At 45.4% G+C, this 24153-nt stretch carries 29 protein-coding genes and 2 pseudogenes; 4 read left to right on the forward strand and 27 right to left on the reverse strand.

All coding sequences use genetic code 11. From position 1 onward, the window contains the following. Nucleotides 1-6: 6 nt before the first annotated feature. From GT3570_RS11285 to GT3570_RS11310, 6 genes are all read right to left on the reverse strand, one after another. Complete coding sequence (locus GT3570_RS11285) at nucleotides 7-1002, reverse strand: thiamine pyrophosphate-dependent dehydrogenase E1 component subunit alpha (protein WP_011231860.1); 996 nt, start codon at nucleotides 1000-1002, stop codon at nucleotides 7-9. 69 nt (nucleotides 1003-1071) lie between these two features. Continuing rightward, the gene (lpdA, locus tag GT3570_RS11290) at nucleotides 1072-2493 is read right to left on the reverse strand and encodes a dihydrolipoyl dehydrogenase (protein ID WP_011231861.1); all 1422 of its coding nucleotides are present in this window, start codon (nucleotides 2491-2493) and stop codon (nucleotides 1072-1074) included. 30 nt (nucleotides 2494-2523) lie between these two features. Next, nucleotides 2524-3636, reverse strand: coding sequence for a butyrate kinase (gene buk, locus GT3570_RS11295; protein ID WP_011231862.1), 1113 nt, complete (start codon nucleotides 3634-3636; stop codon nucleotides 2524-2526). Between the two features lie 55 nt (nucleotides 3637-3691). Continuing rightward, on the reverse strand, nucleotides 3692-4795 hold the full coding sequence (locus GT3570_RS11300) for a leucine dehydrogenase (RefSeq protein ID WP_011231863.1): 1104 nt from the start codon (nucleotides 4793-4795) through the stop codon (nucleotides 3692-3694). Nucleotides 4796-4819: 24 nt separating this feature from the next. Beyond that, nucleotides 4820-5719: a phosphate butyryltransferase gene (gene yqiS, locus GT3570_RS11305; protein ID WP_011231864.1), complete on the reverse strand. Its 900-nt coding sequence runs from the start codon at nucleotides 5717-5719 to the stop codon at nucleotides 4820-4822. Nucleotides 5720-5859: 140 nt separating this feature from the next. Beyond that, nucleotides 5860-7923: a sigma-54 interaction domain-containing protein gene (locus GT3570_RS11310; RefSeq protein WP_031206533.1), complete on the reverse strand. Its 2064-nt coding sequence runs from the start codon at nucleotides 7921-7923 to the stop codon at nucleotides 5860-5862. 139 nt (nucleotides 7924-8062) lie between these two features. On the opposite strand from GT3570_RS11310, the gene GT3570_RS11315 reads away from it, so the two are divergent. Further along, nucleotides 8063-8311, forward strand: coding sequence for a DUF2627 domain-containing protein (locus tag GT3570_RS11315; RefSeq protein ID WP_011231866.1), 249 nt, complete (start codon nucleotides 8063-8065; stop codon nucleotides 8309-8311). Between the two features lie 75 nt (nucleotides 8312-8386). On the opposite strand, the gene GT3570_RS11320 is transcribed toward GT3570_RS11315, so the two are convergent. Then, nucleotides 8387-9115 (reverse strand): glycerophosphodiester phosphodiesterase, encoded by a 729-nt coding sequence (locus tag GT3570_RS11320; protein WP_011231867.1) that lies wholly within the window; start codon nucleotides 9113-9115, stop codon nucleotides 8387-8389. A 109-nt stretch (nucleotides 9116-9224) separates the two neighbouring features. On the opposite strand from GT3570_RS11320, the gene GT3570_RS18040 reads away from it, so the two are divergent. After that, complete coding sequence (locus GT3570_RS18040; RefSeq protein WP_011231868.1) at nucleotides 9225-9377, forward strand: YycC family protein; 153 nt, start codon at nucleotides 9225-9227, stop codon at nucleotides 9375-9377. Between the two features lie 151 nt (nucleotides 9378-9528). On the opposite strand, the pseudogene GT3570_RS18500 reads toward GT3570_RS18040, so the two are convergent. Further along, a pseudogene (locus GT3570_RS18500) lies at nucleotides 9529-9621 on the reverse strand (sporulation transcription factor Spo0A); the annotation flags it as partial. Nucleotides 9622-9796: 175 nt separating this feature from the next. Continuing rightward, nucleotides 9797-10030, reverse strand: coding sequence for a hypothetical protein (locus tag GT3570_RS11325; RefSeq protein WP_062898766.1), 234 nt, complete (start codon nucleotides 10028-10030; stop codon nucleotides 9797-9799). Nucleotides 10031-10551: 521 nt separating this feature from the next. Here GT3570_RS11325 and GT3570_RS11330 point away from each other — a divergent pair. Then, nucleotides 10552-10746 (forward strand): helix-turn-helix domain-containing protein, encoded by a 195-nt coding sequence (locus GT3570_RS11330; protein ID WP_318258102.1) that lies wholly within the window; start codon nucleotides 10552-10554, stop codon nucleotides 10744-10746. Nucleotides 10747-10757: 11 nt separating this feature from the next. On the opposite strand, the gene GT3570_RS11335 is transcribed toward GT3570_RS11330, so the two are convergent. The 7 genes from GT3570_RS11335 to GT3570_RS11360 form a co-directional block, all read right to left on the reverse strand. Beyond that, a complete protein-coding gene (locus tag GT3570_RS11335; RefSeq protein ID WP_062898768.1) occupies nucleotides 10758-11441 on the reverse strand; it encodes a replication-relaxation family protein in 684 nt (227 codons plus the stop codon). After that, the gene (locus tag GT3570_RS11340; protein ID WP_062898769.1) at nucleotides 11428-12567 is read right to left on the reverse strand and encodes an FtsK/SpoIIIE domain-containing protein; all 1140 of its coding nucleotides are present in this window, start codon (nucleotides 12565-12567) and stop codon (nucleotides 11428-11430) included. Before GT3570_RS11340 ends, GT3570_RS11335 begins: the two co-directional genes overlap by 14 nt. A 9-nt stretch (nucleotides 12568-12576) precedes the next feature. Continuing rightward, nucleotides 12577-12918, reverse strand: coding sequence for a hypothetical protein (locus GT3570_RS11345; RefSeq protein WP_062898770.1), 342 nt, complete (start codon nucleotides 12916-12918; stop codon nucleotides 12577-12579). Then, nucleotides 12911-13267, reverse strand: a complete 357-nt coding sequence (locus tag GT3570_RS11350; protein WP_062898771.1) for a hypothetical protein — start codon at nucleotides 13265-13267, stop codon at nucleotides 12911-12913. Before GT3570_RS11350 ends, GT3570_RS11345 begins: the two co-directional genes overlap by 8 nt. Nucleotides 13268-13392: 125 nt before the next feature. Beyond that, nucleotides 13393-13536: a hypothetical protein gene (locus tag GT3570_RS18505; protein ID WP_156484080.1), complete on the reverse strand. Its 144-nt coding sequence runs from the start codon at nucleotides 13534-13536 to the stop codon at nucleotides 13393-13395. 258 nt (nucleotides 13537-13794) lie between these two features. Beyond that, nucleotides 13795-14013: a hypothetical protein gene (locus tag GT3570_RS11355; RefSeq protein WP_062898772.1), complete on the reverse strand. Its 219-nt coding sequence runs from the start codon at nucleotides 14011-14013 to the stop codon at nucleotides 13795-13797. Continuing rightward, nucleotides 14000-14827: a ParM/StbA family protein gene (locus GT3570_RS11360; RefSeq protein WP_062898773.1), complete on the reverse strand. Its 828-nt coding sequence runs from the start codon at nucleotides 14825-14827 to the stop codon at nucleotides 14000-14002. Before GT3570_RS11360 ends, GT3570_RS11355 begins: the two co-directional genes overlap by 14 nt. A gap of 193 nt (nucleotides 14828-15020) precedes the next feature. Here GT3570_RS11360 and GT3570_RS11365 point away from each other — a divergent pair, with 193 nt between their 5' ends. Next, entirely contained in the window at nucleotides 15021-15230 is a 210-nt protein-coding gene (locus tag GT3570_RS11365) for a helix-turn-helix transcriptional regulator (protein WP_062898774.1), read from the forward strand. A 113-nt stretch (nucleotides 15231-15343) separates the two neighbouring features. On the opposite strand, the gene GT3570_RS11370 is transcribed toward GT3570_RS11365, so the two are convergent. The 11 genes and pseudogenes from GT3570_RS11370 to GT3570_RS11415 all read right to left on the reverse strand — a co-directional run bounded on the left by GT3570_RS11370 (nucleotide 15344) and on the right by GT3570_RS11415 (nucleotide 24143). After that, nucleotides 15344-15553 (reverse strand): hypothetical protein, encoded by a 210-nt coding sequence (locus GT3570_RS11370; protein ID WP_062899110.1) that lies wholly within the window; start codon nucleotides 15551-15553, stop codon nucleotides 15344-15346. Nucleotides 15554-15608: 55 nt separating this feature from the next. Beyond that, nucleotides 15609-19172: a tape measure protein gene (locus GT3570_RS11375; protein ID WP_062898775.1), complete on the reverse strand. Its 3564-nt coding sequence runs from the start codon at nucleotides 19170-19172 to the stop codon at nucleotides 15609-15611. A 283-nt stretch (nucleotides 19173-19455) separates the two neighbouring features. After that, the gene (locus tag GT3570_RS11385) at nucleotides 19456-19773 is read right to left on the reverse strand and encodes a hypothetical protein (protein WP_061912172.1); all 318 of its coding nucleotides are present in this window, start codon (nucleotides 19771-19773) and stop codon (nucleotides 19456-19458) included. Between the two features lie 76 nt (nucleotides 19774-19849). Next, nucleotides 19850-20389: a hypothetical protein gene (locus GT3570_RS11390; RefSeq protein ID WP_062898777.1), complete on the reverse strand. Its 540-nt coding sequence runs from the start codon at nucleotides 20387-20389 to the stop codon at nucleotides 19850-19852. A 1-nt stretch (nucleotide 20390) separates the two neighbouring features. Next, nucleotides 20391-20792: a hypothetical protein gene (locus GT3570_RS11395; RefSeq protein WP_062898778.1), complete on the reverse strand. Its 402-nt coding sequence runs from the start codon at nucleotides 20790-20792 to the stop codon at nucleotides 20391-20393. After that, the gene (locus GT3570_RS11400; protein ID WP_061912175.1) at nucleotides 20789-21112 is read right to left on the reverse strand and encodes an HK97-gp10 family putative phage morphogenesis protein; all 324 of its coding nucleotides are present in this window, start codon (nucleotides 21110-21112) and stop codon (nucleotides 20789-20791) included. The genes GT3570_RS11395 and GT3570_RS11400 overlap by 4 nt, the downstream gene beginning before the upstream one ends. Further along, complete coding sequence (locus tag GT3570_RS11405) at nucleotides 21112-21429, reverse strand: hypothetical protein (RefSeq protein ID WP_062898779.1); 318 nt, start codon at nucleotides 21427-21429, stop codon at nucleotides 21112-21114. The genes GT3570_RS11400 and GT3570_RS11405 overlap by 1 nt, the downstream gene beginning before the upstream one ends. Further along, nucleotides 21426-21671: pseudogene (locus GT3570_RS19360) on the reverse strand (phage head-tail connector protein); the annotation flags it as partial. The gene GT3570_RS11405 and the pseudogene GT3570_RS19360, both read right to left, overlap by 4 nt. Nucleotides 21672-21741: 70 nt before the next feature. Next, on the reverse strand, nucleotides 21742-22929 hold the full coding sequence (locus GT3570_RS11410; RefSeq protein ID WP_062898523.1) for an IS701 family transposase: 1188 nt from the start codon (nucleotides 22927-22929) through the stop codon (nucleotides 21742-21744). A gap of 177 nt (nucleotides 22930-23106) precedes the next feature. After that, nucleotides 23107-23265, reverse strand: coding sequence for a hypothetical protein (locus GT3570_RS18510; RefSeq protein ID WP_156484081.1), 159 nt, complete (start codon nucleotides 23263-23265; stop codon nucleotides 23107-23109). Nucleotides 23266-23330: 65 nt separating this feature from the next. Further along, nucleotides 23331-24143: a phage major capsid protein gene (locus tag GT3570_RS11415; RefSeq protein WP_062898780.1), complete on the reverse strand. Its 813-nt coding sequence runs from the start codon at nucleotides 24141-24143 to the stop codon at nucleotides 23331-23333. Nucleotides 24144-24153: the final 10 nt, after the last annotated feature.

Here is a 24153-nt window from a genome sequence, read left to right on the forward strand (position 1 = left end):
TCCCCCTTACTCCTCGGCATACACGTAGCGAAGCGCATGCTCCGGCTCGGCGTACGGAGCCTTCTCCGCGTAGTCGGTCGCTTCGTTCACTTCTTTCATGACGCGCGCTTGAATGTCCTCGTCAAGCTGGTCGGTCAAAACGCCGGTTTCTTTCAAATAGTTGGCAAACGACACGATCGGGTCTTTGGCGCGCGCTTCGGCGAGCTCTTCTTCCGTCCGATAGACGCGGTGGTCATCGTCCGACGAGTGCGACGTCAGCCGGTATGTCACGGCCTCGATGAGCGTCGGCCCTTCGCCGCGGCGGGCGCGGTCGGCCGCTTCTTTCACGACTCGGTACACTTCAAGCGGATCGGTGCCGTCGACCGTATAGCCCGGCATGCCATAGCCGATGGCGCGGTCGGACACCTTTTCGCACGCGAGTTGTTTCGAAATGGGCACGGAAATGGCGTACTTGTTGTTTTCGCACATAAAGATGACTGGGAGTTTATGAACGCCGGCGAAGTTCGCCCCTTCATGGAAGTCGCCTTGGTTCGACGACCCTTCGCCGAACGTGACGAAGGCGACAAAATCTTTCTTTTCCATTTTCGCCGCCAGCGCAAAGCCAACCGCATGCGGCACTTGCGTCGTCACGGGCGATGAACCGGTGACGATCCGGTTTTTCTTTTTCCCGAAATGCCCTGGCATTTGCCGGCCGCCGGAGTTCGGGTCTTCCGCCTTGGCAAACGCCGCCAACATCAATTCTCTCGGCGTCATGCCAAACGTCAGGACAACGCCCACATCGCGGTAATACGGCAAGACATAGTCTTTCGTCCGGTCGAGGGCGAATGCCGCGCCGACTTGCGCCGCCTCCTGCCCTTGGCATGAGATGACGAACGGAATTTTCCCCGCGCGGTTTAACAGCCACATCCGTTCATCGAGCTTGCGGGCCAAGAGCATCGTTTCATACATTTCCAACACCGTGTCATCGCTTAATCCAAGCGCCTGATGACGGTTTTGCGCCATCGCAACAACCTCCCTTAGATTCACATAGTCAACCAATGATCACGCGCCGCGCGCATACGGCGAAATCGGTTAAAAATGAATAGCTTTGCCATCGACCGCCAGCGCCGCTTCCGCCATGGCCTCTGACAGCGTCGGATGCGGATGGATCGCATGCGCCACTTCCCACGGAGCCGCATCAAGCACGCGGGCGAGACCGGCTTCGGAAATCAAATCGGTCACGTGCGGCCCGACCATATGGACGCCAAGCAGATCGTCCGTGTTCCGGTCGGCGATGAGTTTCACAAACCCTTCCGCCTCACCGAACACAAGCGCCTTGCCAATGGCTTTAAACGGAAATTTGCCGACCTTGACATCATAGCCTTTCGCTTTCGCCTCTTGTTCGGTTAAGCCGACCGCCGCCGCTTCCGGACGGGTGTAAATGCAGCGGGGCACCATCGTATAGTCAATCGGCGCTGGGTTGTGCCCGGCCAAATGCTCAATGGCGACAATCCCTTCATGGGCGGCGACATGGGCAAGCTGCAGGCCGCCGATGACATCGCCGATCGCGTAAATGTGCGATTCTTTCGTTTGGCCGAACTCGTTCGTTTGAATATACCCCTTCTCCACGACAATCTCGGTGTTTTCCAAGCCGATCCCCTCAATGTTCGCCTGCCGCCCGACGGAAACAAGCATCTTGTCGGCCGTAAACGTTTTCCGCTCGCCTTGATGCTCCGCTTGGATCGTGACGCCGTTTCCTTTCTCGAGCGTTTCCGGCAGCACTTTCGCTCCCGCGACGATGTTGACACCGCGGCGGCGGAGCAGTTTTTCCATTTCTTTTGACACGTCTTCATCTTCTGTCGGCAAAATGCGATCGGCATATTCGAGCACCGTCACGTCAACGCCGAAATCATTAAGCATGGACGCCCATTCCATGCCGATCACACCGCCGCCGACGATCAAGATGGACGAGGGGAGCGTCTCCATTTGCAACGCCTCATCGGACGTCATCACGAATTCGCCGTCCGGCTCGAGCCCCGGCAGCGTGCGCGGGCGCGAACCGGTGGCGATGACGACGAATTTCGGGACGAGCATTTCGTTTTCGCTGCCGTCGTTCATTTCGACCGACACCGTCCCCGGCAGCGGGGAAAAGATCGACGGGCCGAGCAGGCGGCCGGTTCCGGCGTACACATCGATTTTCCCTTTTTTCATCAAATGCTGCACGCCTTTGTGGAGCTGCTCAACAATCGCCGCTTTGCGCGCCTGCACTTTGGCAAAATCAAGGCGCACGCCGTCGGCGATGACGCCAAACGCCTCGCCGTTTTTCGTTTGTGCGTACACTTCGGCACTGCGAAGCAGCGCTTTGGACGGAATGCAGCCAGCGTGCAGGCACGTGCCGCCGAGCTTCCCTTTTTCCACAACGGCCGTTTTCAACCCGAGCTGCGAGGCGCGAATGGCGGCCACATAGCCACCCGTTCCTCCGCCGAGAATGACGACATCGTATTCTTTTGCCATCTTGCCTTCTCCTTTCTGTCCGTTGCCGCATCAGCGCCGGGCTGGAACCGGCGAAACGGCCTTGCCTGGATACACTTTTTCCTCTTCTTCGCCGCGCAGGACGCGAAGCGCGCCTTCAGCGAGCGCCTGCAGTTCGTTTTCGCCCGGATGGACGATGACATCGGCGATCCATTGCACGCGGCGAGTGATCTGTTCGACAAACGATTTGCCATACGCCAGTCCGCCGGTCAAAATGATGGCGTCGACTTTGCCGGAAAGCACGGCGCTTGCCGCACCGATTTCTTTCGCCACTTGGTACGCCATCGCCTCATACACGAGCTTGGCCTTTTCATCGCCGGCTTCGATCATTTTCTCGACTTTCACCGCATCATTCGTGCCAAGATAACCGACAAGGCCGCCGCCGCCGACGAGCATGTTCATGATCTCTTCGCGGTAATATTCACCAGAGAAGCATAAAGCAACCAAATCGCCCGCTGGCACCGTCCCGGCGCGCTCCGGGCTGAACGGGCCTTCGCCGTCAAGGCCGTTGTTGACATCGACGACCCTTCCTTGCTTGTGGGCGCCGACCGTGATGCCGCCGCCCATATGGGCGACGATCAAGTTCAGTTCGTCATACCGTTTCCCAAGCTGCTTGGCGACGCGGCGCGCGACCGCCTTTTGGTTTAAAGCATGGAAAATGCTGCGCCGCTCAATGAGCGGAAATCCGCTGATCCGGGCAATTGGATCGAGTTCGTCGACAACGACCGGATCGACGATAAACGCCGGGATGTTTAAGGCCGAGGCGATCTCATGCGCCAAAATGCCGCCGAGGTTGGACGCGTGCTGGCCGGAATATCCGCGCCGCAAATCTTCAAGCATCGCCTCATTGACGCGATACGTTCCGCCTTCGATCGGACGGAGAAGCCCTCCGCGGCCGCAGACGGCGCTCAACTTCGATAAATTGATTCCTTCTTCATCCAGTGCTTGCAAAATCGTTTGCTTGCGGAACTCATACTGGTCCGCGATCGTTTTATATTGCCGAAGCACGTCCGCCTCATGGCGGATCGTTTTTTCGAGCAATGGCCGTTCGTTTTCAAAGACGCCGATCTTCGTTGAAGTCGAGCCTGGATTGATCGTTAAAATGCGAAACTTCTGCTCTTCCATCGTTGCTGTCCCTCCATCATCCGCCGGCGGGGCGGAAGGCCGCCCCTCGCCACTATTAGCGGGCGCGGCGGCGGCTTAAAATATGATGGCCGTTTTGCAAAAATTGGCTGCGCGCTTTGCGCATCGTTTCAATTCGTTCTTCGGCCATCCGGTCAGCGGCCACATACGTTGGAATGTTGTCACGCTTGGCGATGGCAAACACTTTTTCGATGTTGTCATAAATTTGCTCGATTTTTTTCATCGCCCGTTCACGGTTGTAGCCGTACAGCTCATCGGCGACGTTGATGACGCCGCCGGCGTTGATCACATAATCTGGTGCATAGACGATGCCCATTTCATGGATCATGTCGCCATGGCGCGGCTCTTTCAGCTGGTTGTTCGCCGAGCCGGCGATCACTTTCGCTTTCAGCTGCGGAATCGTTTGGTCGTTGATGATGCCGCCGAGCGCGCATGGAGCAAAAATGTCGCACTCCACGCCGTAAATGTCGTTCGGGTCGACCGCTTTCGCCCCAAATTCCTCGACCGCGCGCGCCACCGCTTCCTTGTTGATGTCGGTAACGATGAGTTTCGCTCCTTCTTCGTGCAAATGGCGGCATAAATGGTAGGCGACATTGCCAACCCCTTGGACGGCGACAACTTTTCCTTCAAGCGAATCGCTGCCAAACGCTTCCTTCGCCGCCGCTTTCATCCCGCGATATACGCCGTAAGCCGTGGCCGGCGACGGGTTGCCGGATGAGCCGAATTCCGGCGAAATCCCGGTGACATAGTCCGTTTCCTGATAGATGATGTCCATATCGGCAACGGTCGTGCCGACGTCTTCCGCCGTGATGTAGCGGCCGTTCAGCCCTTGAATGAACCGGCCGAACGCGCGGAACATCGCCTCGTTTTTATCTTTGCGCGGATCGCCGATGATGACCGTCTTGCCCCCGCCTAAATTAAGGCCGGCGGCCGCGTTTTTGTACGTCATGCCGCGGGCGAGGCGCAGGGCGTCTTCAAGCGCCTCTTCTTCCGAATTGTACATCCACATGCGCGTCCCGCCGAGCGCCGGGCCGAGCGTCGTGTCATGAATGACAATGATCGCCTTCAATCCGGATTCTTTGTCTTGGCAAAACAACACTTGCTCATAATCATATTTTTCCATATATTGAAACAGTTCCATCACTGATGGCCTCCTTCATCTATTTCATTTTGCTGCCGAACAAATAGCAAGCGCCAACGAATACAGTTTGCTTTCCGCCGAGTCGGCGCGCGACGTCAACACGATCGGCGCCTTCGCCCCAGCGATGACTGCGCCGACGCGTGCGTTCGCAAAATAGACGAGCGACTTATACAGCATGTTGCCGGATTCAATGTCCGGCACAAGCAAAATATCAGCCTGTCCAGCCACTTCGCTTTCAATCCGCTTATGCTTCGCCGCCGCCAGCGACACCGCGTTGTCCAACGCAAGCGGTCCGTCAACGAGGCAATGTTCGATTTGCCCCCGCTTTTGCATCATTGCGAGCGCCGCTGCATCAAGTGTTGCCGGCATGGCCGGATTGACCGTCTCCACCGCCGCCAGCGCCGCGACTTTCGGGCGCTCGATGCCGATGGAGCGCGCGATGCTGACGGCGTTGTTGACAATTTGCACCTTTTGCTCCAAATCCGGAGCGATGTTCATCGCCGCGTCGGTGACGATGACAAATCGTTCAAACTCCGGCACCTCAAAAACAGCGACATGGGACAACACCTTCCCAGCGCGCAACCCATACTCCTTGTTCAAGACCGCTTTCAGCAGCGTTGCCGTCGGCACATGCCCTTTCATCAACGCATCCGCCTCGTTCAAATGGACGGCGCGCACGGCAAGCTCTGCGGCTTGCCCGATCGAATTCGCATGAACGACATCGACGTCGGAAAAGCGGGCGCATCCTTTTTCCTTCAACAGCCGTCCGAGCCGCTCCCGATCGCCATAAAGCACAAAGCGTCCGAGACGGTGTTCGAGCGCCATCGCCACCGCTTCAATCACTTCTTCATCTTCCGCCGCCGCCACGGCCACCGTCCGGTCCTGGCATTGTCTTGCTTCTTGCACTAACGATTCAAGCTTCATCATCTGCACCAACCTTTTCTGCAAATCGTGCGGCACAGTCTTTTTATGCAAAAACTGTGCCAACCAAAAATGACTGAAAGCGCTTTAAAACACACTACCTTCGCAAACAGATATGTGCAATATTCTTCACTCCGCGCAAATTATTGCATGATATTTTTGTCAAGCCCGTATTTCTCCAGCTTGTAATATAAATTGCGCACCGAAATGCCAAGCGCCCGGGCCGCCGCTGTTTTATTGCCGCGATGGCGGCGAAGCGCCTGCTCAATCAAGCTCGCTTCGTATCGGCTCACCATTTCCTCAAGCGGCCGAATCTCCTCTTCCGTTTCCACTCGATGAGCCGGCACTGACGAAGGCGAAGCGAGCGGCGGCAAATGCGTCGCATCGATCATCACTTCATGAAATTTCATGAAAATCATCGCCCGCCCGAGCACATTTTCGAGCTCGCGGACATTTCCCGGCCAATCATAGGCAAGAAGCTTCGCCATCGCTTCATCCGTGACACCTTCGACGTTGCGCCCGTAATCTTGGTTCAGTTTCTGGATCAAACGCCGGCAAAGAGCTGGAATGTCTTCCTTGCGGGCACGCAGCGGCGGAATATAAATCGGCATCCGATTGAGCCGATAGTATAAGTCTTCGCGAAAGGCGCCTTCGGCAATCGCTTTTTCAAGGTTGACGTTCGTGGCGGCGATGACGCGGACGTTGATCGGGATCGGCTTCGTCCCGCCGACGCGGACGATCTCCCGCTCCTGCAAGACGCGGAGCAGCTTCGCCTGCGTGCTGGCCGACAGTTCGCCGATTTCGTCAAGGAAAATGCTTCCGTTGTTTGCTTCTTCAAACAGCCCTCGCTTGCCTCCGCGCCGCGCGCCGGAAAACGCTCCTTCCTCATAGCCAAACAGTTCGCTTTCCAATAATGTTTCCGGAATGGCCGCGCAGTTGACGCGGATAAACTTGTTATACTTTCGGTCGCTCGCGTTGTGAATGGCGTGGGCGAACAGCTCCTTGCCCGTCCCTGATTCCCCCCGCAGCAAAATCGTCGCCGGTGTTTTCGCCGCCAGCTTCGCCTGCTCGATCGCCACCTTCATCTCCTCTGACTCACCGACAATATCCGCAAACGAATATTTCGCCTCGAGCGTGCGGATGATTTGCCGCGCCCGATTGAGCTCAGTCGTCAGCCGCTGAATTTCTGACACATCATGAATGACGCCGACGCTCCCTTTCAATACGCCATCAACAATAATCGGCGCAACATTGACGATGACATCCCGGTTTTTCGGGCCGACTTTCATGCGCGCTCCGCGCACCGGGCGGCGCGTTTTCAATACTTGCATATGCATGCTTTCCCCTTCGGCGATGTCGGCGGTCGCCGGTTTGCCGATGACGTCTTCCTCTGTCAAACCGGTGAGCCGTGTATACGCCGGGTTGATCAAAATACCGTTCCCATTTTCATCGACGACGGAAATCGCCTCTTCCGACGAATAGATGATCGCTTCGAGCATCATGCGGACTTCTTTTAAGTCGGTGATTTCTTCCGCCAAAGCGACAAGCTCGGTGATGTCCTTGAATACCGCGAGCGCCCCAAACAGTTTGCCATTGTCATCGATGATCGGGATGCGGGTGGTGATCAATTTTTTTCCATTGGCCAGCTCCACTTCTTGATGAAACTCCGTCTGCCTCGTTTCGAGCACGCGCGGCAAGCCGCTTGACGGCAGAACGGTCAAAATATGCTTGCCGATCACTTTGTCTTTATCGACTTCAAGCAGCTCCGCCGCGCTTTGATTCATATCGGTAATGTAACCATATTCATCAACGACAATCATGCCATCGTGGGACGAATGAAAGATGAGCGCGCGCCGAGCCGCTTCGCTTTTCAATTTGGCGATGAGCGCTTCTTTTTCTTCAACGAGCTCGGCCATCATCTGCGCGACTGCACTTGGGACAATATTGGCTCCCTCTGGCGCCAATCGACGGATTTCCTCAAGGACATCCGCCCTGCCCGTCGTTTCAATGATCAAATCAAGCGGCTCGGCCATCCATGGACGCCAGTCGCTCGCAGCAGCGATGCCCCATTTTTGCGCCAGTTGCACCCCCGGAGCTTGTTCATCGACGTCAACAACCGCCACAACGTCAAATCCCGACGCCCCGTGAAGCAGCTTCAAAAGCGACATTCCGCGCGAGTCAGCCCCAATGATCATCACTTTTTTCATGTCCATTCACCACACTTTATAGTATGCCAATTTTTGCAGACACTTTTATCATACTTGATTTGCTCTTTCCTTGACAAACGCCCAATAACCGCTATGATAGTCGATAAGGCTACTCTTTTCGGAAAGGAACGCGATCGCGATGGGGCGAATGATTGCGCTGTTGATTTTAGTCATTCCCGGGCTTGGAGCGGCGCTTGGCATCAAATGGATGCGCGATGCGTTGTTTGGCATCAACGGGCCGCTGTTTTCTGCCTTATGGCTGCAATTTCTCGCCGGGCTCGCGCTGTTTGCCGCTGGGCTGGCGTTTCTCGGCGGTTTTTTGCTGCACCGCGACCGGAAACGCAACAAAGTGCAGGCGCGTTTTCAACGAAAACGAAAAACGCCTTGACCCGGAACGTTGATGCCTATTACACTGGGAAAACATCCATTTCAAGGCAAACAAAAAATGCCTTAACGTCTCTCGTTAAGGCGTTTTCTCTTTCCATTGCTTCGCTTGGCGCGGGTAGTCGGTGAAGACGGCGTCAACGCCATAAGCAAACATCGTTTTCATCACATTTCGCTTATTTACCGTAAACGGGCGGACCGCCACCCCGCGCCGCCGCGCTTCGGCGGCAAATTCCGCCGTCACCGTCCGATAGTGCGGATGCACCCCGTCGGCGTTCATGGCACGCACATACGTCCATGGGGCATACAGCGGCTCAATGTACAAGAGCGCCGTCTCGATTTCCGGTGCAAGCGTTCGGCAAAGGCGCATGCTATGATGATTGAACGATGACAAAATCGTCCGCTTCTCAAGCCCATAGCGGCGCACGAGGGAGATCGTTTTTTGCTCAAGCGTTTCGTAGGCGATGAGGCTATTTTTCAGCTCGATGTTGACCGCCATCCGTGTTGATGACAGCCAAGCAAGCACTTCCTCAAGATGCGGAATCGGACAATGGCCGTGTTTGCCGTCCCACATGGCCGCCGCGTTCAATCGGCGCAGTTCGCGGTACGTGATGTCTTTCACCCAGCCGCTGCCGTCCGTCGTCCGGTCGACCGTTTCGTCATGAATGACGACCACTTCGCCGTCTTTTGTGAGCTGCACATCCAATTCAATGCCGTCCGCTCCCGCTTTTTCCGCCTCGATAAACGCCGCCATCGTATTTTCCGGGTGCGTCCCCGCCGCCCCGCGGTGGGCAAAAATCAATGTCATTCTGCCTTCTTCCTTTCGCATTTATTCGCCGTTCAGCCAACGAGCTGGCCGAAACCGGCGGTCGTTCGTTATACTAAAAATAATACTATGAACAAACGAGGTGGAGATGATGCAGCCGTTGAAAATTTCGCTGGAAACAGCGCAAAAGCTGGCCAAAGCGCTCGGCGTGCCGATCGAGCAGATCATGCATATGCCGCCGCACATTTTGGTGAACAAGCTGCTGGAATTGGAGAAAAAAGAAAAAGAAAACGACCCATCTTAACCGTCTGGCCCTTGGCGGTAAAGCCGCCTCTGTGCACCACACCGGCGCAAGCCACGTTCCCCCTTTTTTCGTTCCAGCAAGCCGCCAAACGGCAAAAAAGACGCCCCCGATTGCGGAGCGTCTTGCCGCTTTGGCTATCATTCGTTTTCCGTTACGATGCTTTATGCTCAAGCCGGAGCTTATCGGCCACCATGGCGATGAATTCCGAGTTTGTCGGCTTTGCCTTCGAGACGCTGACAGTGTAAATCCTTTATGTATCAAGGGTTGGAAAATTTTCAGATAATTAAATATCAACCATATTTATAGGTATCACTTTCAGATATTTATTGACCAATAGCATCACTAACATTATCGTATCATTTCATATTACTCTGGACAAGTTCTTTTTTATTAAAAACCGCACTCAAACAAGTACAGTTTCATTCCTCATCATCTTCATTATCTTTATCCACATAATCCCACTCAATGTGAAAATCATCAACATTAACTTGGACTGTACTATCATCAATTCGTGCAAATTCCACTTCCCGAATATCAGCATTGAGGTTATCAAGCATTTCATGTGCTTTTCTAATTGCTTCCTCTTCATTCGCAGCATCAACAATTTTTGATACATTCAATTCAACCTTACCAGCTACAAAAAATTTTGGCATATTCTTTCCTCTCCCCTGTTTTATTTAAACAATTTCCGCAACAATTTACCTGCCATCTTTCCAGCAATCCTGCGCCCGATACGTTTTCCGATTTTCCCTTTCTGAATTGCGTTAACATTCCCCAGAAACTTTGCTAACGAGTAAAGAAATTTACGAAACTGATTAATTGTCATCCCATCCCCTCGCCTATGCCATTTGTCATATAAATTCGACAAAAATTTCTATATTTCCTTTTTCTTCTGCTGTTGTACGAAAAAAATTCCTGCAAGTAGGTAAAATTTTTGCCGATCAGACATTTGTAGCCATTCAGACGCTTTAATAATCATGATTTCACCCCTTTTATTTCAAAAAGATAATATTTAATTTTCTAAACATATGATACAGTATGGTAAAAGTTGCTGTCAATAACAAATTTTCATTTTTTTAAAGATTTGATATACTTATCTAAAGAAAATGTTCATATTATGTATCGAAGAAGAAATAAGGAAGGTTGATGATATATGTTTTCATATGCTCCATTAATGGCTACGTTGCATAAAAAAGGAATGACAAAAACTGAATTACAAAGACTTATCGGAGCTTCGTCTGCTACATTTGCAAAGATCTCGAAAGATGAATATGTATCAATGAAGATTTTAGATGATATTTGCACAGTCCTTGATTGTGAAATATCAGATGTGATAACTCATGTAAAGGAAAAAGACCACTCAAAATAAAATGAGTGGTCTTAATTATTAAAGAAATTGTATTGTAAAACCCCGTTATTCGACTGGAGTTTAATATTCGGTACCCTTTTCATTTCTTCTTGCTGAATCTGCTTCATAAACTCATCTATACTTTCCACTTGAGCAATCCTAAACGGATATTCCTTAACATCGACTTTCTTATTTACCTTCCCAATAATCAATACATGCGGAAAAATCGGCTTGTTTTGATTAACAAATCGACTTACCTTCCATTCTCCCGACTGATACCATTCAAGATATTTCTTTAGCTTCTGTTCTGTCTGTTTTGTAGTATAAAGCGAATTTTGTGCTTCAATAAACCATCGGCTACCTTTCCAACGTGCAAAAGCATCTGGAATAAAATCATCTATACTTGGCTCAATTTCGTATTGCTTAACTACATCGTATTTCATCATGTCAATGTATACTTGAGCAATCAATAAATAATGATCTACTTTCTGCGAATTTTTCTTGACTGTTGGTGGATTGGGAAAATAAACGTATTGCTGAAATGCTTTGTCTGTTCTTGCTGTAATATATCCATCTCGGCGAAGTCTTTTGAGGACAAAATTTGCGTTTGTGTGTGGCTTTTTTGTGTGATTGAAAAACATTGAAGCGATTTGGTCACGACTCAAACACTTAAAACGCTCTAACGCTTCAATAATCTCTTTGTCACGCTTCCTCATCTTCATCAACCCCAAACCATTGTTCTTGTGCAGGTTTTATATCTTCAATCACTTCTTTTGTGACTGTGTACGGCTCAAGTATCTTTTTCGCTTTTTCAATTTTCAGGAACGGTGCTTGAATTTCTTCTTGCTTTGTAATTCGCAAAATGAATCGTCCTGCTTGCTCTAACTTATCAGCCCCGATTGTATTTATCACTCTTGCGTTTGTTGCGTCAGCGACTTTGAAGCCCATTCGTACTGTAAGATTGGCACGGATAGTTGTATCAAGAACATCAGCCGTAGGACGTTGCATCGAGAGAATAACAAATACGCCAAGAGTGCGTCCGATTGCTACAATCTCAATGAGAATGTCCATGATTTTTTTATCATTGCGAATCATCACAAACTCATCAATGCAAACGATGATGTACGGTTTCTTATGACTGTCTGGCAAGTCATCAATATGCGCTACCCCGAATTTGTCAGTGAGATTGCTTCGCTCGTCTAATTCTTGTTTAATGTGTAGCAACATCTTTTTAATATCAGCTGGACTGCTCAAAACACACTTCACATGCTCTACTTGTCTAAAGATGTGAAATTCGCTCTTTTTGCAATCAGCAAGATACAGTTCAAGCTCATGGGGCTTTTTGAATTGAATAAGCGTTGTGAGAATGGAACGTAATTGAGTTGATTTTCCAGAGCCGGTTTCTCCTGCAATGAGTATGTGAGGGTGCTTGATTAAATCAAATGTTCTCCATTGGTCATTTCTGTTTTTGCCGCAGATAATCGGTAATTTCATTCCTTTAATCACTGAATAAAAAGCATTGTAATCATATGGAACTTTATCATCAAACGCATGGTGATAAATCGTCAAGGTAAATTTCTTAATATCACCGTCAATTTCAATCTGTTTGCCGAATATTTGTTGAAAGACATATTCCTTTTTTGTAATTTCACTTGGATTCATGCCGTTTCGCAATGTGAAAGTAAATACTGTTTTATTTTCCTTAAACTGAACCGAATTGATTTTCGGATAAATGTAAATCGTCTTATCTCCACTCTTGTAAACTTGAAAAATTTCAGCACTTCTAAAACATTTCTGAAGTGCCGATTTCATTTGTTGTTTTTTAAACCATTCCTTTAGCATTGTTTCACCTCAAAATGTCGTAAATAATTTGTAAGTGAAATAAATAAATGTGCCAAGTGGCAAAAGTAAATTGGTTGTAGTGTTGATTAATTCAGCAATCAATGTATCTCCATTTCTGACAAAATGACGTTCAAGCATGGTTACACCAATCAATGCAATTCCAACTCCACCAACTAACAAAAGTGCAACATCGGCTGGAGAACCGTTCGGCATAAACGTTTTTGCTGAAATATCCACTCCCATAAAACTGAAAAACGGCATATTATATTTTTTAGGAGACGGTTTCGTTTTGTGATACCCTGCCAAGAACTCACGAACGGAATACGTCTCCGTTTTTTTATTTTTAAACAAAGTAATCCCACCAATCAGTAAGTGAAATGTGCCCACCTTCACGAAATTGTTTAAGCATTTCTTTCATGTCAAGGGTATCAATTTTTTCGCTTATCTTCCACTTTAGCTTTGCGATCTCTTGCGTATTAAGATTGGCTGTTTTAGCTTTATCATTTAGATACTTGAGGATTTCCTGAAGGTCTGTTTTCTTTCTGCTCGCATTAATGAGTGATTGCAAATACTCTTTAGAAACTAATTCGTCCGTTTGAAGCTCTTTGATTTTATCAGCGTGTGTCGGTTTTTTAATTTCTGGCGTGTAGTTCGCCCATTCTCTAAAGCGCCGAACAGATTGAACAATCACACGAAACATGCTTTCACCGCCCCATGAATGTTTTGAACTGAATAGAGACTAATTTGTTTTGTCGTTTCCACCAAATTTTGTGAAGGATATACGCCCCGATCACAAATGTTTTAATCATCTCATCACGCCCCTCATTAAAACGGTTTGATGATTTCTTTTACAACGTCTACCATGAAAGAAATTGTGTCCTGTGTGAGTGGATTTGAAATATCTACATCATTGACCTTTCGTGTTGTTTTCCACCCTGCTTCAACGATTTTGCGAATGATGTTACCCATTCATCACGCCCCCAGACGAGAAAGTCAGTGGCAATGCCACTCCCTTTCTCTTAATGATTTACCAAAAACCTTTAAACTCAACGATTCGGACACAAAAACTAAAGTAAGGGATACCTTAGTAGCAACTAAAACTGTAACTTGAGTTGAAATTAGAGAATGACTAAAGCAACGACTAAAATAAGATGAGGATGTAGACAAGATGGAGCAACTAAAGTAGTGACTTAAACAGAGTGGCTTGGTGCAACCATGATGTACTTGTTAGATAAAAGAGTTGATGATGTCTGTATCAATTGAAACATTGTCCTTTTTGACGCTTGCAACAGGTGAATTTGAAACATTAAAACACCCTTCCATGTCTCTTTGAATCAATCGCTTTATATACGCTGAAAAATTTGTGCGTTTAGTGGCATGAGCATAAAGCGCAAATTGATCTGGATCATCAAGGTTAAATGCGACAGATTTTCTAATTATTTCCATCGTACAGCACCCTTCCCAGATTGTAGAAGCCGATTGCATTAGCATAGATAGGTGGATACTGTTTGCCGTCTAAAGATGGATGCAATACTTTTACATTCGGAAAGTACGTTTTCATCGGCTCTAACAGCATTTCTGCGATACCACCCACAAGATAAACTTCATCATCTCTTTTCCATCGCTTTGACATATGCGAAAAGATACCTCTTGCCAATTCGTTTAAATCTTTGTTTCGGATTGTATTGTAGCCGAAGGGCAACGTTTCGGAATCTCTGTTGACGTATCGCATATCAAGAAGAGTGGCACAGTTCACTGTTCCGCTACCAACATCGATGATTCGGATTTTGCCATTTAAGGGTACAGGTGAGCTAAAGAATGCTGTTGCCCCTTCTGCCGCCACTTGACATTTTGCAATCGTGAATGTTCTTGTTTTGTCATTTACTGTGATTGTGTGAGTGCCGACAAGCATTTGTTTGATTCGTTCTTTTTCCTCTGGCGTATGTTTTGAGATTGTTTGCCCCACAACGATTTCAAAAATGTCTGAATCACCATAGCTATGCAGGGCAAGTAAGACCCTCATTTTTGCGTCTTCATGTGCTTTTGTATCACCCATGATGGAAGAACCAAAATCAGACTCGATTAAAGCTAATTGTCCAGCGAATCCTTTGCGTCCTTCATATTCAAAAACCATTCCATCGCCGTGATTTGATACAAGGTTTCTTTCTTGATATTCACCGATTGCTGAACAAAACTTTTTCACGCCAAGCGAACCTGCTAACTTCACCTCGTTATTGCCTGCGTCAATGCCGACAATCATTTTGATTCCCCTTTCTTGTTGTTAACTAGTTAATCACTGAAACATGGAGTGATTAACCTTGTGTTACATACGTATTAACCTTTGCCTGTCTATTTACCTTGTCCTTAAAATTTTTTTGATTTTTCATCAAAAAATTTTTTAAGAGGAATCGAAATGTTTTTGAAGAAATGGTACAACGTTAGGAGGAAAGAAAATGAAGAATAAAATTTCGTACTTGTTGAAGGAGAAGGGAATGAAACAGAATCATGTAGCGAAGAAAATGGGAGTATCTGAACAAACGTTTTCTAATTGGTGTAGGAACATTACACAGCCAGATTTGTTGCAAGCGTATGTTTTAGCAAAAATTATTGGAGCAAGGATGGATGAGTTAATTGAGGATAATGAGGAAGGAGAAAGGAAGTAAAAAGGTGTGTATTTTGCTCGATTTTAAAGAAAATAGCCGATTTCAGGCGTGTTTTTGAAGAGGGGAATATGTTTGTATCCCCCTTATATTTCATGCCGTGAAATCGGCTAATTTCATTGAAAACGTGCAACCTTTTTGAGATGGAAAGCGGAGCGTTTGCGTTTAATTGGCACTTTGTATTGAATACCAACCAATTTATCGAATTTAAAGTATTCAGCCATGATTTCAAAGTCTTTGTAATAACGTTTAATTCGTCTCATAATATCTCGATTCTCTGTATAAAGGCAATAATATTCATTATCTAACTTCCAAACTTCAGTCATTTTAACACCTCCAAAAATAAAAAAAGACCTCTCCTGAATGGAGAGGTTTATCAAATTATACGAAGCCATAAGGTTTTAATTTATGTATCATTCTTTCAATGGTTATATCTGCAATTTTTTCAGCTTGTGATTTATCAAGAGTACCGTTTACGGAAAATTGGAATGTTGGGGATAGATTAATTTCATTATGTACCGTAGAATTTGTTTGAGAATTTCTACCCATCAATAACCCTAAAGAGCCCCTTTTGGTTGAAAGTGAAAAACTTAATGTATTAGGAATAGCAAGAACTTTATTAGCTAAGTTATTTGATGCCTTTTCAACTAAATTAGATTGTGAGTTCATTCCGATTGCCAAACCTTCGCTAATAAAATTACCCACTTCCATCATGACACGGGAAGGAGACTTGATTTTGAGTGCGTCTTTTATCGTTTTTGAAACAACATTGGCGATTTCTTTTGCTTGTGTTTGAAGTGATCCCGTCATAGACTTCATGCCGTCAATCAAACCTTGAATGGCATCCGTACCAATTGTTTTCATTGACGTTTTCCAGTCTTTGAGACCCGTTTGTGTGCCGGTTTTGATTTCTTGGATTTTCTTGATCCATTCAGCCTTATATTGCTCTAGTTCTTTTGCTGTTTCTTTTCGCAATTCCTGAATTTTGTTTTGTGTTTCGGTTTTTAGTCCTTCTGATTCTTTTGTTGCTTCATCTTTAGCTAATTCGTGTTTTTCTTTCCAAAGTTTTGCGTATTCTTGCAATTGTGAATCGGATAATGTAGTTAATGCTTGAATTTCAGCATATGCTTTAGGTCCCAAATCTTGTAGTTCTTCGATTAATCCTTTATCAAGCCCACGGCTGACTAATATTTGGATGTTTCTTTGCCATTCTTCAAAAGCTTTCACTTGATCTTCAAGATTTTTAAGCAATTGCTCGCCGGTCACGTTCGAGTCGATTTTGATCTCATCGAACAAACCAGCAAACGAATAAAGCGACTTAGCCCGTTCGTCAACAGCACGTTGGTATTCTTCCGTTAATTGTTTTTCGCTGTCGGCTAGTCGCTTGTTTGCTTCTTCGATTTTAGAAACATATTCATCATTGATCTGTGCAATTCGGTCACTGATTTCTTTCTTGACTCTATATATTTCTTTCTCCCAATAAATTCGTTCTTCTGTTCCTTGTTTGTATCGTTTTGCAACCGTATTAAGCGACTCTAGTTCTTGCATTAACGAAAGCTGATTGTAGTATTTCTTTTCTTCGAACCAGCGTTTCTCGTTCTCGAAATTGCGCTTTGTGATTTCGTCTTTCACACGAGCATATTCTTTTTCGGCTTCCATGCGCTCTTTGGTACCTTTTTTGAACAGTTTGGCGAGATTGTTCCACCACTGCAATTCTTGCTCAAGAGAAACATTTCGGATTTGCTTTTGATATTCAATGGCTTGTTTTCCTTGTTCAAAGGTTTTCTTGACTATTTCCGCTGTTTTCTTTGCCTGTTCATCTTGAATTTTCTTAATTTCTAAATTGACCTTACGAATCTGATCAGATGTCTTGGCGTACTCTTTTAGAATCGTTCGCAATTTGGAGATATACTGACTTTCATCAATTTTTCCGATTTTAAAGTTGTACTGAGCCGATTTAAACTGTTCTTCGAAAGCCTTTTTTGCTGCTTCTGCTGTCTTTTTCGACGATTTTTCAACGTCTTTCTTTTTCGATTCAATACCTTTTGCAAAACCGATGGTTGTCCATTGTCCGACTTCCATCATTACTCTTGATGGAGAGCGAATGCCGAGAATTTTCTTCGCCCATGCTGGAATATTTCTTGCAATTTCTTCGACCCTTTTCTTAATTGATCCAACCATTGAACTGATTCCGTTAATAAGACCTTGTATGATGTCTTTCCCGATAGAAAACAAATTAATCCCTTTTAAGAAACTCACAGCGCTATTCCACATGCTTGTTATTATCGATTTGATACCGCTCATGATGGAAGAAACAGCGCTTTTCATAGAGGAAAATGCGCTACTTACCGCTGATTTTGCTGTGTTTACCGCTGTTGAAATAGACGATTTGATTCCATTCCAAACGGATAAAGCAGTTGATTTGATGCTATTGAAAATACTTGATACATTTGATTTTACTGAGTTAAAGACTGAGGAAACAATGCTGGAAATACTATGTATTGTAGAAGAAATTGATGATTTAATTCCATTCCAAATATTGCTCACTGTAGTTTTTATCGAATTAAGAGTGTTGGAAATAGCATTTTTAATATTGTTCCAAATGCTTTGGATATTTGAGCTTATGCCATTAAGAGTTGTAGAAATTGTACTTTTTATACTGTTCCATATTGTACTAACTAACGTTTTAATCCCATTCCAAACGGTTGAAAAGATGTTCTTTACAATCTCAAGCGATGCTTTGATGATATTTTGAATTCCGTTTGTGGCGTTTTTAATGAATCCACCTATTGTATCCCAAACACCTTTTGCAATACTTTTTATCCCTTCCCATGCACCTTTCCAGTCACCGGAAATGAGGGAAAGAACGGTTTTGATAACGCCACGCAAAATTTCAAGCAGTCCTTTAATTGTTTGAGATGCTGCTTCCCACGCTACTTTTGCTGTTGCAGAAATTTCATCACCGTATTGCTTCCAAATGTTTTTTCCGAATGTAATAAAATCGGAAATGATTTGTTTTAGAATTCCGATGTTTTGGGTGATAGATGAGGTGACTTGTGGCGGAAGAATTTCTTGAATTACACCTTTCCAACCTGCGTTCTTAAATGCGTCTGAAATGCGATTCACGAAGTCAATGATTGGAGGGAGGAAGGATTTTATTTTTTCAAATAAATCGCTTGTTATCATTGCGGTGAAGGATTTGAGGTTGTCTTTCAATGTACTCATCAAACCGTTGAACGTTTGCGATTGTTTCTGCATTGCTCCGCCAAAACGTTCACCCATGCCTTCAACAAGTGCTGGGATTACATCTTTTGCCATCAATTTACCTTGCTCTGACATTTTCATTAATTCAGGGATTGGTTTATGCATCGTTTCAGAGAGAATCTGCCATGCGGGAATCCCGCGCTCCGCCAATTGATTCATTTCCTCTGCTGACGCTTTCCCTTTAGCCGACATCTGAAAAAGTGCCATTGAAACTCCTTCTAATTCTTCCTGTCCTCCACCGACTGCTGATACCGCATCACCAACAGCAATTAATGTTTCCTTTAACTTTTCTCCTTCAAATCCAGCCATATTGAGAAGTTTTGCTGACTTGTCAAGTCCCTCAAACTCAAACGGTGTTTTTGCTCCCAATTGGACGAGATCGTTTATCGTTTTCTTTGCTTCATCTGCACTACCTAAAAGGGTTGTCCATGCTATTTCGGATTGTTCCTTCATTGCATTGAAGTCAACGCCCGTTTTGACTGCCATCGTTCCAACTGCCGCAATAGACGCACCAAGTCCTGCAATTGCACCAGTTGCAAGTGCGCCCAATCGGCTTCCCCATCTTCCTGCTCCTGACTCAAAATTTCGTATATCTCTTTCCGCAGCACTCATTTTCGATGTAAATTTCGAATCATCAAGCAGAATTTCAGCTTTATAGGTTCCTAGATCGACTGTTGCCATTATTTCTCACCTGCCTTTTTGTAACCTGATACCTTGCGTAATTTTGCAAAGTCAGGTGAAGTCTGTTTAAGACGTTCAACTTTTTCGAGATATTCTCGACCCTCTGGAGTACTCATGAGATCAAACATTTGATAGTGTTTCAGATAAGACAAAAAAATCGCATACGGAAGGTTCATAATTTCCGCATGCGACATTCGAGTTTTCATATTGAGATATGCTATTTTCTCCATGAACTCAATTCCATCGCTTCCTTTTCTCTCTTCCCCCGGAAGCGACGGCATCATCAGTTTGGGTTAGTGTTAATCTCCGTCATTTTTTGTTGATATACTTCAACTACTTTTTTCATCTGTACAGGTGAAAATTTTTCAAGTACTTCATCAATTGTAACTTTCCGTTCGCCTTGAGAAAGGAGCAAAGATACCATTTCTGCAAGAAGGTGAATTTGTTCTTCTGCATTTTTTGCTTTTTTCACTTTGTTTTCAATAGCAACCATTTGTAAAACAAGTTGGGTAGATGGTGACGAAGGTGTTTCGAAAACTTCACCACCAATTTTGAATTGAATCGGTTCAGAAACGAGTAAATCTAAATCAATAATGTTCATATATTTTCAACCTCCTATTTTTTCGTCAGACATAAAAAAGGAAGGGAATATAATACTCCCTTCCTTATAGAAAGAATTAAATTTCCTCGATAATTTCAACAAGGTTGCCATCATTTCTTCCTGTAACTGCCAACGCCTTAAACTCAGCATCAAGTACGACTTCTTTTTCTGGATCAAAAGCAATTTCAAATCCCGATTGTGCTTGCGCTCGGAAAATATTAACTGTCAATGTTTTACCATCTGGTTTCGTATGTACAAAACGAAGGTAGTTAACAGGTACATTTTTAAGTCCACCGATACCAATTCGTCTTGTGCCAGCTGTCGTATCTTCAGAATAACTTGCGGCACTTAATTTCGATAAATTTTCAAGATTCCATGTAAGCAAGCCCGACTTGAAAGTTACTTCTTCCTCAGTTAGAAAACTCATGATTGTTCCTCTATTGGCACTTTTCACGTCATGAAACGTAGGTTTATATGTTAATGTTGCACCACCACTAATCGCACCCACATTTACAAGTGCAGCTTGAATTTCTGTTTCTGTAGCGTTTGGATCAACTTGACCAAGATAAAGATCACCCGAACCAAGTAAAATCGTATTTTCTTGTACAGTCGCCATATTAAATCATCTCCTTTACTTTTACATGAAAAATAAGTAATTGCTCATATACGTTTAAATCATCAACATACAAAACGCCACCGCCAATATGTTTGGCATGGTAGATGGCAGTATTATTCACGCTAAACGGCTTATCTTTTGCTCGAAAATGCAATAAATCAATCACTCTTTTAGCGATTTTCTCCATCTCAACTACATTTTTTGAGACAATGCGAATATCGCATCTGTATGTATCGACTTCTCCAGCTTCATATGGAAAAGTTTCAAATACAATGTAAGGATAATCTTCACGATCGTTCGGAATCATTGCCGAAATACGCTTGTTTTTTGGTGTATAGCCGACTAAGTTCACCAATTCACTATCAGAAGTTAAAAGGGAATGAATGATTTGCGAAATCGTCATTGAACATTCATTCCCTTCTCGATAATGTCTTTGATTTTATCTTTATTTTCCTCGATTGCTGGGCGAAGATATGGCTGTGGTTTGATATTCTTACTTGCCACGCCAAATTCGACATACGGAGCGTATTCAACATTTGTTCCGATGTATGCTTTGGATACATTTTCATCTGATTGCGTTTCATGAGTAATGGAACGTCTCAAATGCCCAGTATCGACTGGCGCACGCAATTTCGCTTCAGCTTCCACGAAAACAGCGATTTGTTTAATTGTTTTCTCACGTCTTTCCTTCATTTTCTGAATTTCTTCTTGAAAACGGCTCATTAAGCATCATCCTTTTTAATTAACACTTCATAGTGTCGATCAAAATCCATTACGCCTGTAATCGTGTAATTTTTATCCTTATACTCAATCTTTTCACCGAGTTTTAAGCGTTCATCCGGCTTTGTAAACAGTCGATATTGCACATCAACAATGATTCCGTATCGATTTTCAGCTAATTTTGATGAATAAGGTTCAATTTCACATTGGATTGGGATTTTTGTAGAAATCGTTTCATAAATTGGTTCTCCGAAGTTATTCCAGCCGACTAATACTTCTTCTCCTTCGCCTAGAAGATACACTGTTTTCGTTAGTCTCATACGACTTTCACCCTTCGATATCGATTTAATTGAGCGATGATATCATCGGGCAACGAATCACGATACGTTTCCGAAAGCGAACCTTTCGATTCTGCTTTCACATTTTCTACACCATTCATTCTGTAACGATAAACAGCAATATCTTCAATCACTTCATTGAGTTCAGCAGGAATTACATCGATGTTGCAATAATTTTTTACGAACGATGTTGCGCGAGTTAGGTATAAATTGAGCAAATTATCTTGAGTATCTGTAGATGAGCATTTTTCATTACAATAATTTCCATGGTTAGAGAGACAAACAGGGTACCCCTTACGCGATACGGAGCTGTTTTTTGATCACATCAATGGGAATATCTTGCTTCGCAGCGTCATAAATGAACTCGACGACGCTGTGGTCTTTCCGCGACCGAAGAAGCTCCAGCCCGGTGGAGAGGTTTTGTCGGGATTCGGCGATGCTGTACACGCAGGCCAACAGCACCACCGCCCAATACCGTTTCACCGCCCGAATGTGGCGAACGCGGTATCCATCCAGCTTCAGTTGATCTTTCGCCTGCCGGAAAAAGCACTCGATCGTCCAGCGCTGGGCGTAGTAACGCAAGATGTCTTCGTCCCCGAGTTCCCGGTCGGTGCTCAAGATGCAATGAAGATGTTCCGGCGTCAGCGGCTGATCCGCCTTCCAAGCCAGCAGCACCACCGCGTCATCGAGGCCATGGATGGCCCCCTCATAGCGATACACGCGATAACGCTCCTGCCCCACCGTGACGAGGCGGGTGTCTTTGGACTCGATATAGCGGGCGAACTGCTTGGCTTGGATGGCGATGCCTTTCGGGTAGAGAATCCGGTTCGTCTTGAGCATCGCGATGACATGGAATCCCTGTTTCAAGCAGGCTTCAATGAGCTTTTTGGACGGATACCACGAATCCATGAGCACATACACCGGCTGAGCCCGCTTCACCTTGAGCGAGGAAAGCATCTCGATCGCCAGGTCGATCTTGCTTTTTCCCGCTTTCTTGTCATACAGGCGGAACGCAAATGGGAACGCCTGCGTGAAGGTGTGCACCATCAGCCAAACGAGCGAATGCCCCCAGACCGATTGATGATCTTTATGCGAGTAGTGCCAGTCGCACCCTTGAATGGCGTGCGCAGCCCGTGACGAAGGCTTCGTTTTTTGGCAAATCGTATCATCAATCGAAACAAAAAGGGGTTGATTCTTCCGTTTGGCCAGTCGTTCGACCTGGGAAAGGATCCACTCTTGAAGCTTCCCAAGCAGCCTTTCCTCGTTCCAAGGGCTTTTCGTGAAAAAGTGACTGAGCGTCGTTCGATGATTCGGATGAAAGCTCCAGTAATGAATATCAGTCAATGTTCCCGAGAATCCCTTGGTGGTCAAGGCATCGACAATATGAATGAGATGCTTGATGACCGGTTTGGAAAGCTGCAGCGTCAACCCCAGCGTGAAGAAAAACTTGTGGATTCCTTGGTGATGTGCTAATCTATTCATGAGACATGAACCTCCTTGTGGATAGTTGGTGGTACATCTATTCTAACCAAGGAATCGGGTTCATGTCTCCTTTTTTGTTTAGTTGTCAATTTATGTCAGTGAATTTGCTCATCTACAGTTGAGTATTATTAGAAATGCCCAATAAAGTTTTTATATTATCAAGTGAAGGCATCTAATTCACCCCTTTTTAGTCGGGGATTTTTTAGGAGTTTGTTTTGATTGTTCTTTTTGTTCTTCTTTGACTTCTTCATAATCGTCATCATTTTGAAGTCGTTTAATGTGATCTTTATCTACAATTTCCCATACAAGGCCTGTTTTCTTGTTACGAAATAGCAAAACTCATCACCTCACTTATAAATAAAAAACGAGCAGGGAAGCCCTGCCCGTCAAAAGATTATGTATTAAGCAATAGTTGCTGTAAGCACCGCTAATGCTTCAGGGCGAAGTACAGTAGCACCATAGGTCGCAAGCCCGCGAATTCCATCCGCAAAGCTATCTTGTAAACGCATTGCCTCAATAGAATCAATTTGTTTTCCATATCCGATTGCGCTTTGATGAAGTGCAAGGATTTTGTATTTTCCGCTTACATTTGCAATTTCTTCAGATACGACAACTTGCATACCATTAATTTTTTGTCCTTCCACAACACCATTTTCAAGAACTGTCGGATTTGCAGTGAAGCGAGGATCTTTTGAGAGTAACCCCAAAATTTCCGCATTGACAACAACAAAACGATTTGCCAAAGGTACTTTATTCTTCGAAAGTTTAGTACCTAGATCCACGATATAGTCATATACATTGGCTTTATCTAATGCAACTGGAGATGTGTCATCACCAATAGTGTTTCCTGCTTGAACAGCAGTATATAGAGAAAGAACATACTTATCAATCGTTTCTTGAAGCGTTGCAGATGCTTCTGATGTATGGGAGTCAATTAGATCGCCTGCTGCTTGTGCTTTGTCTACATCATCAACTGTGAAAGCAAAATACTTCTTTTGATCAAGATTTAATTCGACTGGTGTAGTGTTGACTTCATCCCAAGTAATTGTTCCAGTGTAATCTTTTACGGTTACTGCACCAACACGGTTGAAGATAACTTTGTTTCCTTTGATTTCAGTCGGTTTTGTTGCAATTACCTCTGCAACGGAAGTTTTGTGGAAGTTAGCTAATAAACGAGCTTCCCAAATTTGTGGAATAAAAGATTGTACTGACATTTAACATCAC

Source organism: Geobacillus thermoleovorans (genome assembly GCF_001610955.1).
Lineage (GTDB): Bacteria > Bacillota > Bacilli > Bacillales > Anoxybacillaceae > Geobacillus > Geobacillus thermoleovorans.

Coding starts and splice junctions, on each gene's coding strand:
- GT3570_RS11375 (WP_062898775.1), bottom strand. CDS start 19,172: ATGGCAACAGTCGATCTAGGAACCTATAAAGCTGAAATTCTGCTTGAT.
- GT3570_RS11340 (WP_062898769.1), bottom strand. CDS start 12,567: ATGCTAAAGGAATGGTTTAAAAAACAACAAATGAAATCGGCACTTCAG.
- GT3570_RS11335 (WP_062898768.1), bottom strand. CDS start 11,441: ATGAGGAAGCGTGACAAAGAGATTATTGAAGCGTTAGAGCGTTTTAAG.
- GT3570_RS11385 (WP_061912172.1), bottom strand. CDS start 19,773: ATGAACATTATTGATTTAGATTTACTCGTTTCTGAACCGATTCAATTC.
- GT3570_RS11350 (WP_062898771.1), bottom strand. CDS start 13,267: ATGTTTCGTGTGATTGTTCAATCTGTTCGGCGCTTTAGAGAATGGGCG.
- GT3570_RS11390 (WP_062898777.1), bottom strand. CDS start 20,389: ATGGCGACTGTACAAGAAAATACGATTTTACTTGGTTCGGGTGATCTT.
- GT3570_RS11360 (WP_062898773.1), bottom strand. CDS start 14,827: ATGATTGTCGGCATTGACGCAGGCAATAACGAGGTGAAGTTAGCAGGT.
- GT3570_RS11415 (WP_062898780.1), bottom strand. CDS start 24,143: ATGTCAGTACAATCTTTTATTCCACAAATTTGGGAAGCTCGTTTATTA.
- lpdA (WP_011231861.1), bottom strand. CDS start 2,493: ATGGCAAAAGAATACGATGTCGTCATTCTCGGCGGAGGAACGGGTGGC.
- GT3570_RS11370 (WP_062899110.1), bottom strand. CDS start 15,553: ATGACTGAAGTTTGGAAGTTAGATAATGAATATTATTGCCTTTATACA.
- GT3570_RS11355 (WP_062898772.1), bottom strand. CDS start 14,013: ATGGAAATAATTAGAAAATCTGTCGCATTTAACCTTGATGATCCAGAT.
- GT3570_RS11410 (WP_062898523.1), bottom strand. CDS start 22,929: ATGAATAGATTAGCACATCACCAAGGAATCCACAAGTTTTTCTTCACG.
- GT3570_RS11325 (WP_062898766.1), bottom strand. CDS start 10,030: ATGCCAAAATTTTTTGTAGCTGGTAAGGTTGAATTGAATGTATCAAAA.
- GT3570_RS18040 (WP_011231868.1), top strand. CDS start 9,225: ATGCAGCCGTTGAAAATTTCGCTGGAAACAGCGCAAAAGCTGGCCAAA.
- GT3570_RS11285 (WP_011231860.1), bottom strand. CDS start 1,002: ATGGCGCAAAACCGTCATCAGGCGCTTGGATTAAGCGATGACACGGTG.
- GT3570_RS11330 (WP_318258102.1), top strand. CDS start 10,552: ATGGCTACGTTGCATAAAAAAGGAATGACAAAAACTGAATTACAAAGA.
- GT3570_RS11300 (WP_011231863.1), bottom strand. CDS start 4,795: ATGGAACTGTTTCAATATATGGAAAAATATGATTATGAGCAAGTGTTG.
- GT3570_RS11365 (WP_062898774.1), top strand. CDS start 15,021: ATGAAGAATAAAATTTCGTACTTGTTGAAGGAGAAGGGAATGAAACAG.
- GT3570_RS11320 (WP_011231867.1), bottom strand. CDS start 9,115: ATGACATTGATTTTTGCCCACCGCGGGGCGGCGGGGACGCACCCGGAA.
- GT3570_RS11310 (WP_031206533.1), bottom strand. CDS start 7,923: ATGAAAAAAGTGATGATCATTGGGGCTGACTCGCGCGGAATGTCGCTT.
- buk (WP_011231862.1), bottom strand. CDS start 3,636: ATGGAAGAGCAGAAGTTTCGCATTTTAACGATCAATCCAGGCTCGACT.
- GT3570_RS11315 (WP_011231866.1), top strand. CDS start 8,063: ATGGGGCGAATGATTGCGCTGTTGATTTTAGTCATTCCCGGGCTTGGA.
- GT3570_RS18505 (WP_156484080.1), bottom strand. CDS start 13,536: ATGGGTAACATCATTCGCAAAATCGTTGAAGCAGGGTGGAAAACAACA.
- yqiS (WP_011231864.1), bottom strand. CDS start 5,719: ATGAAGCTTGAATCGTTAGTGCAAGAAGCAAGACAATGCCAGGACCGG.
- GT3570_RS11395 (WP_062898778.1), bottom strand. CDS start 20,792: ATGACGATTTCGCAAATCATTCATTCCCTTTTAACTTCTGATAGTGAA.
- GT3570_RS11400 (WP_061912175.1), bottom strand. CDS start 21,112: ATGAGCCGTTTTCAAGAAGAAATTCAGAAAATGAAGGAAAGACGTGAG.
- GT3570_RS11405 (WP_062898779.1), bottom strand. CDS start 21,429: ATGAGACTAACGAAAACAGTGTATCTTCTAGGCGAAGGAGAAGAAGTA.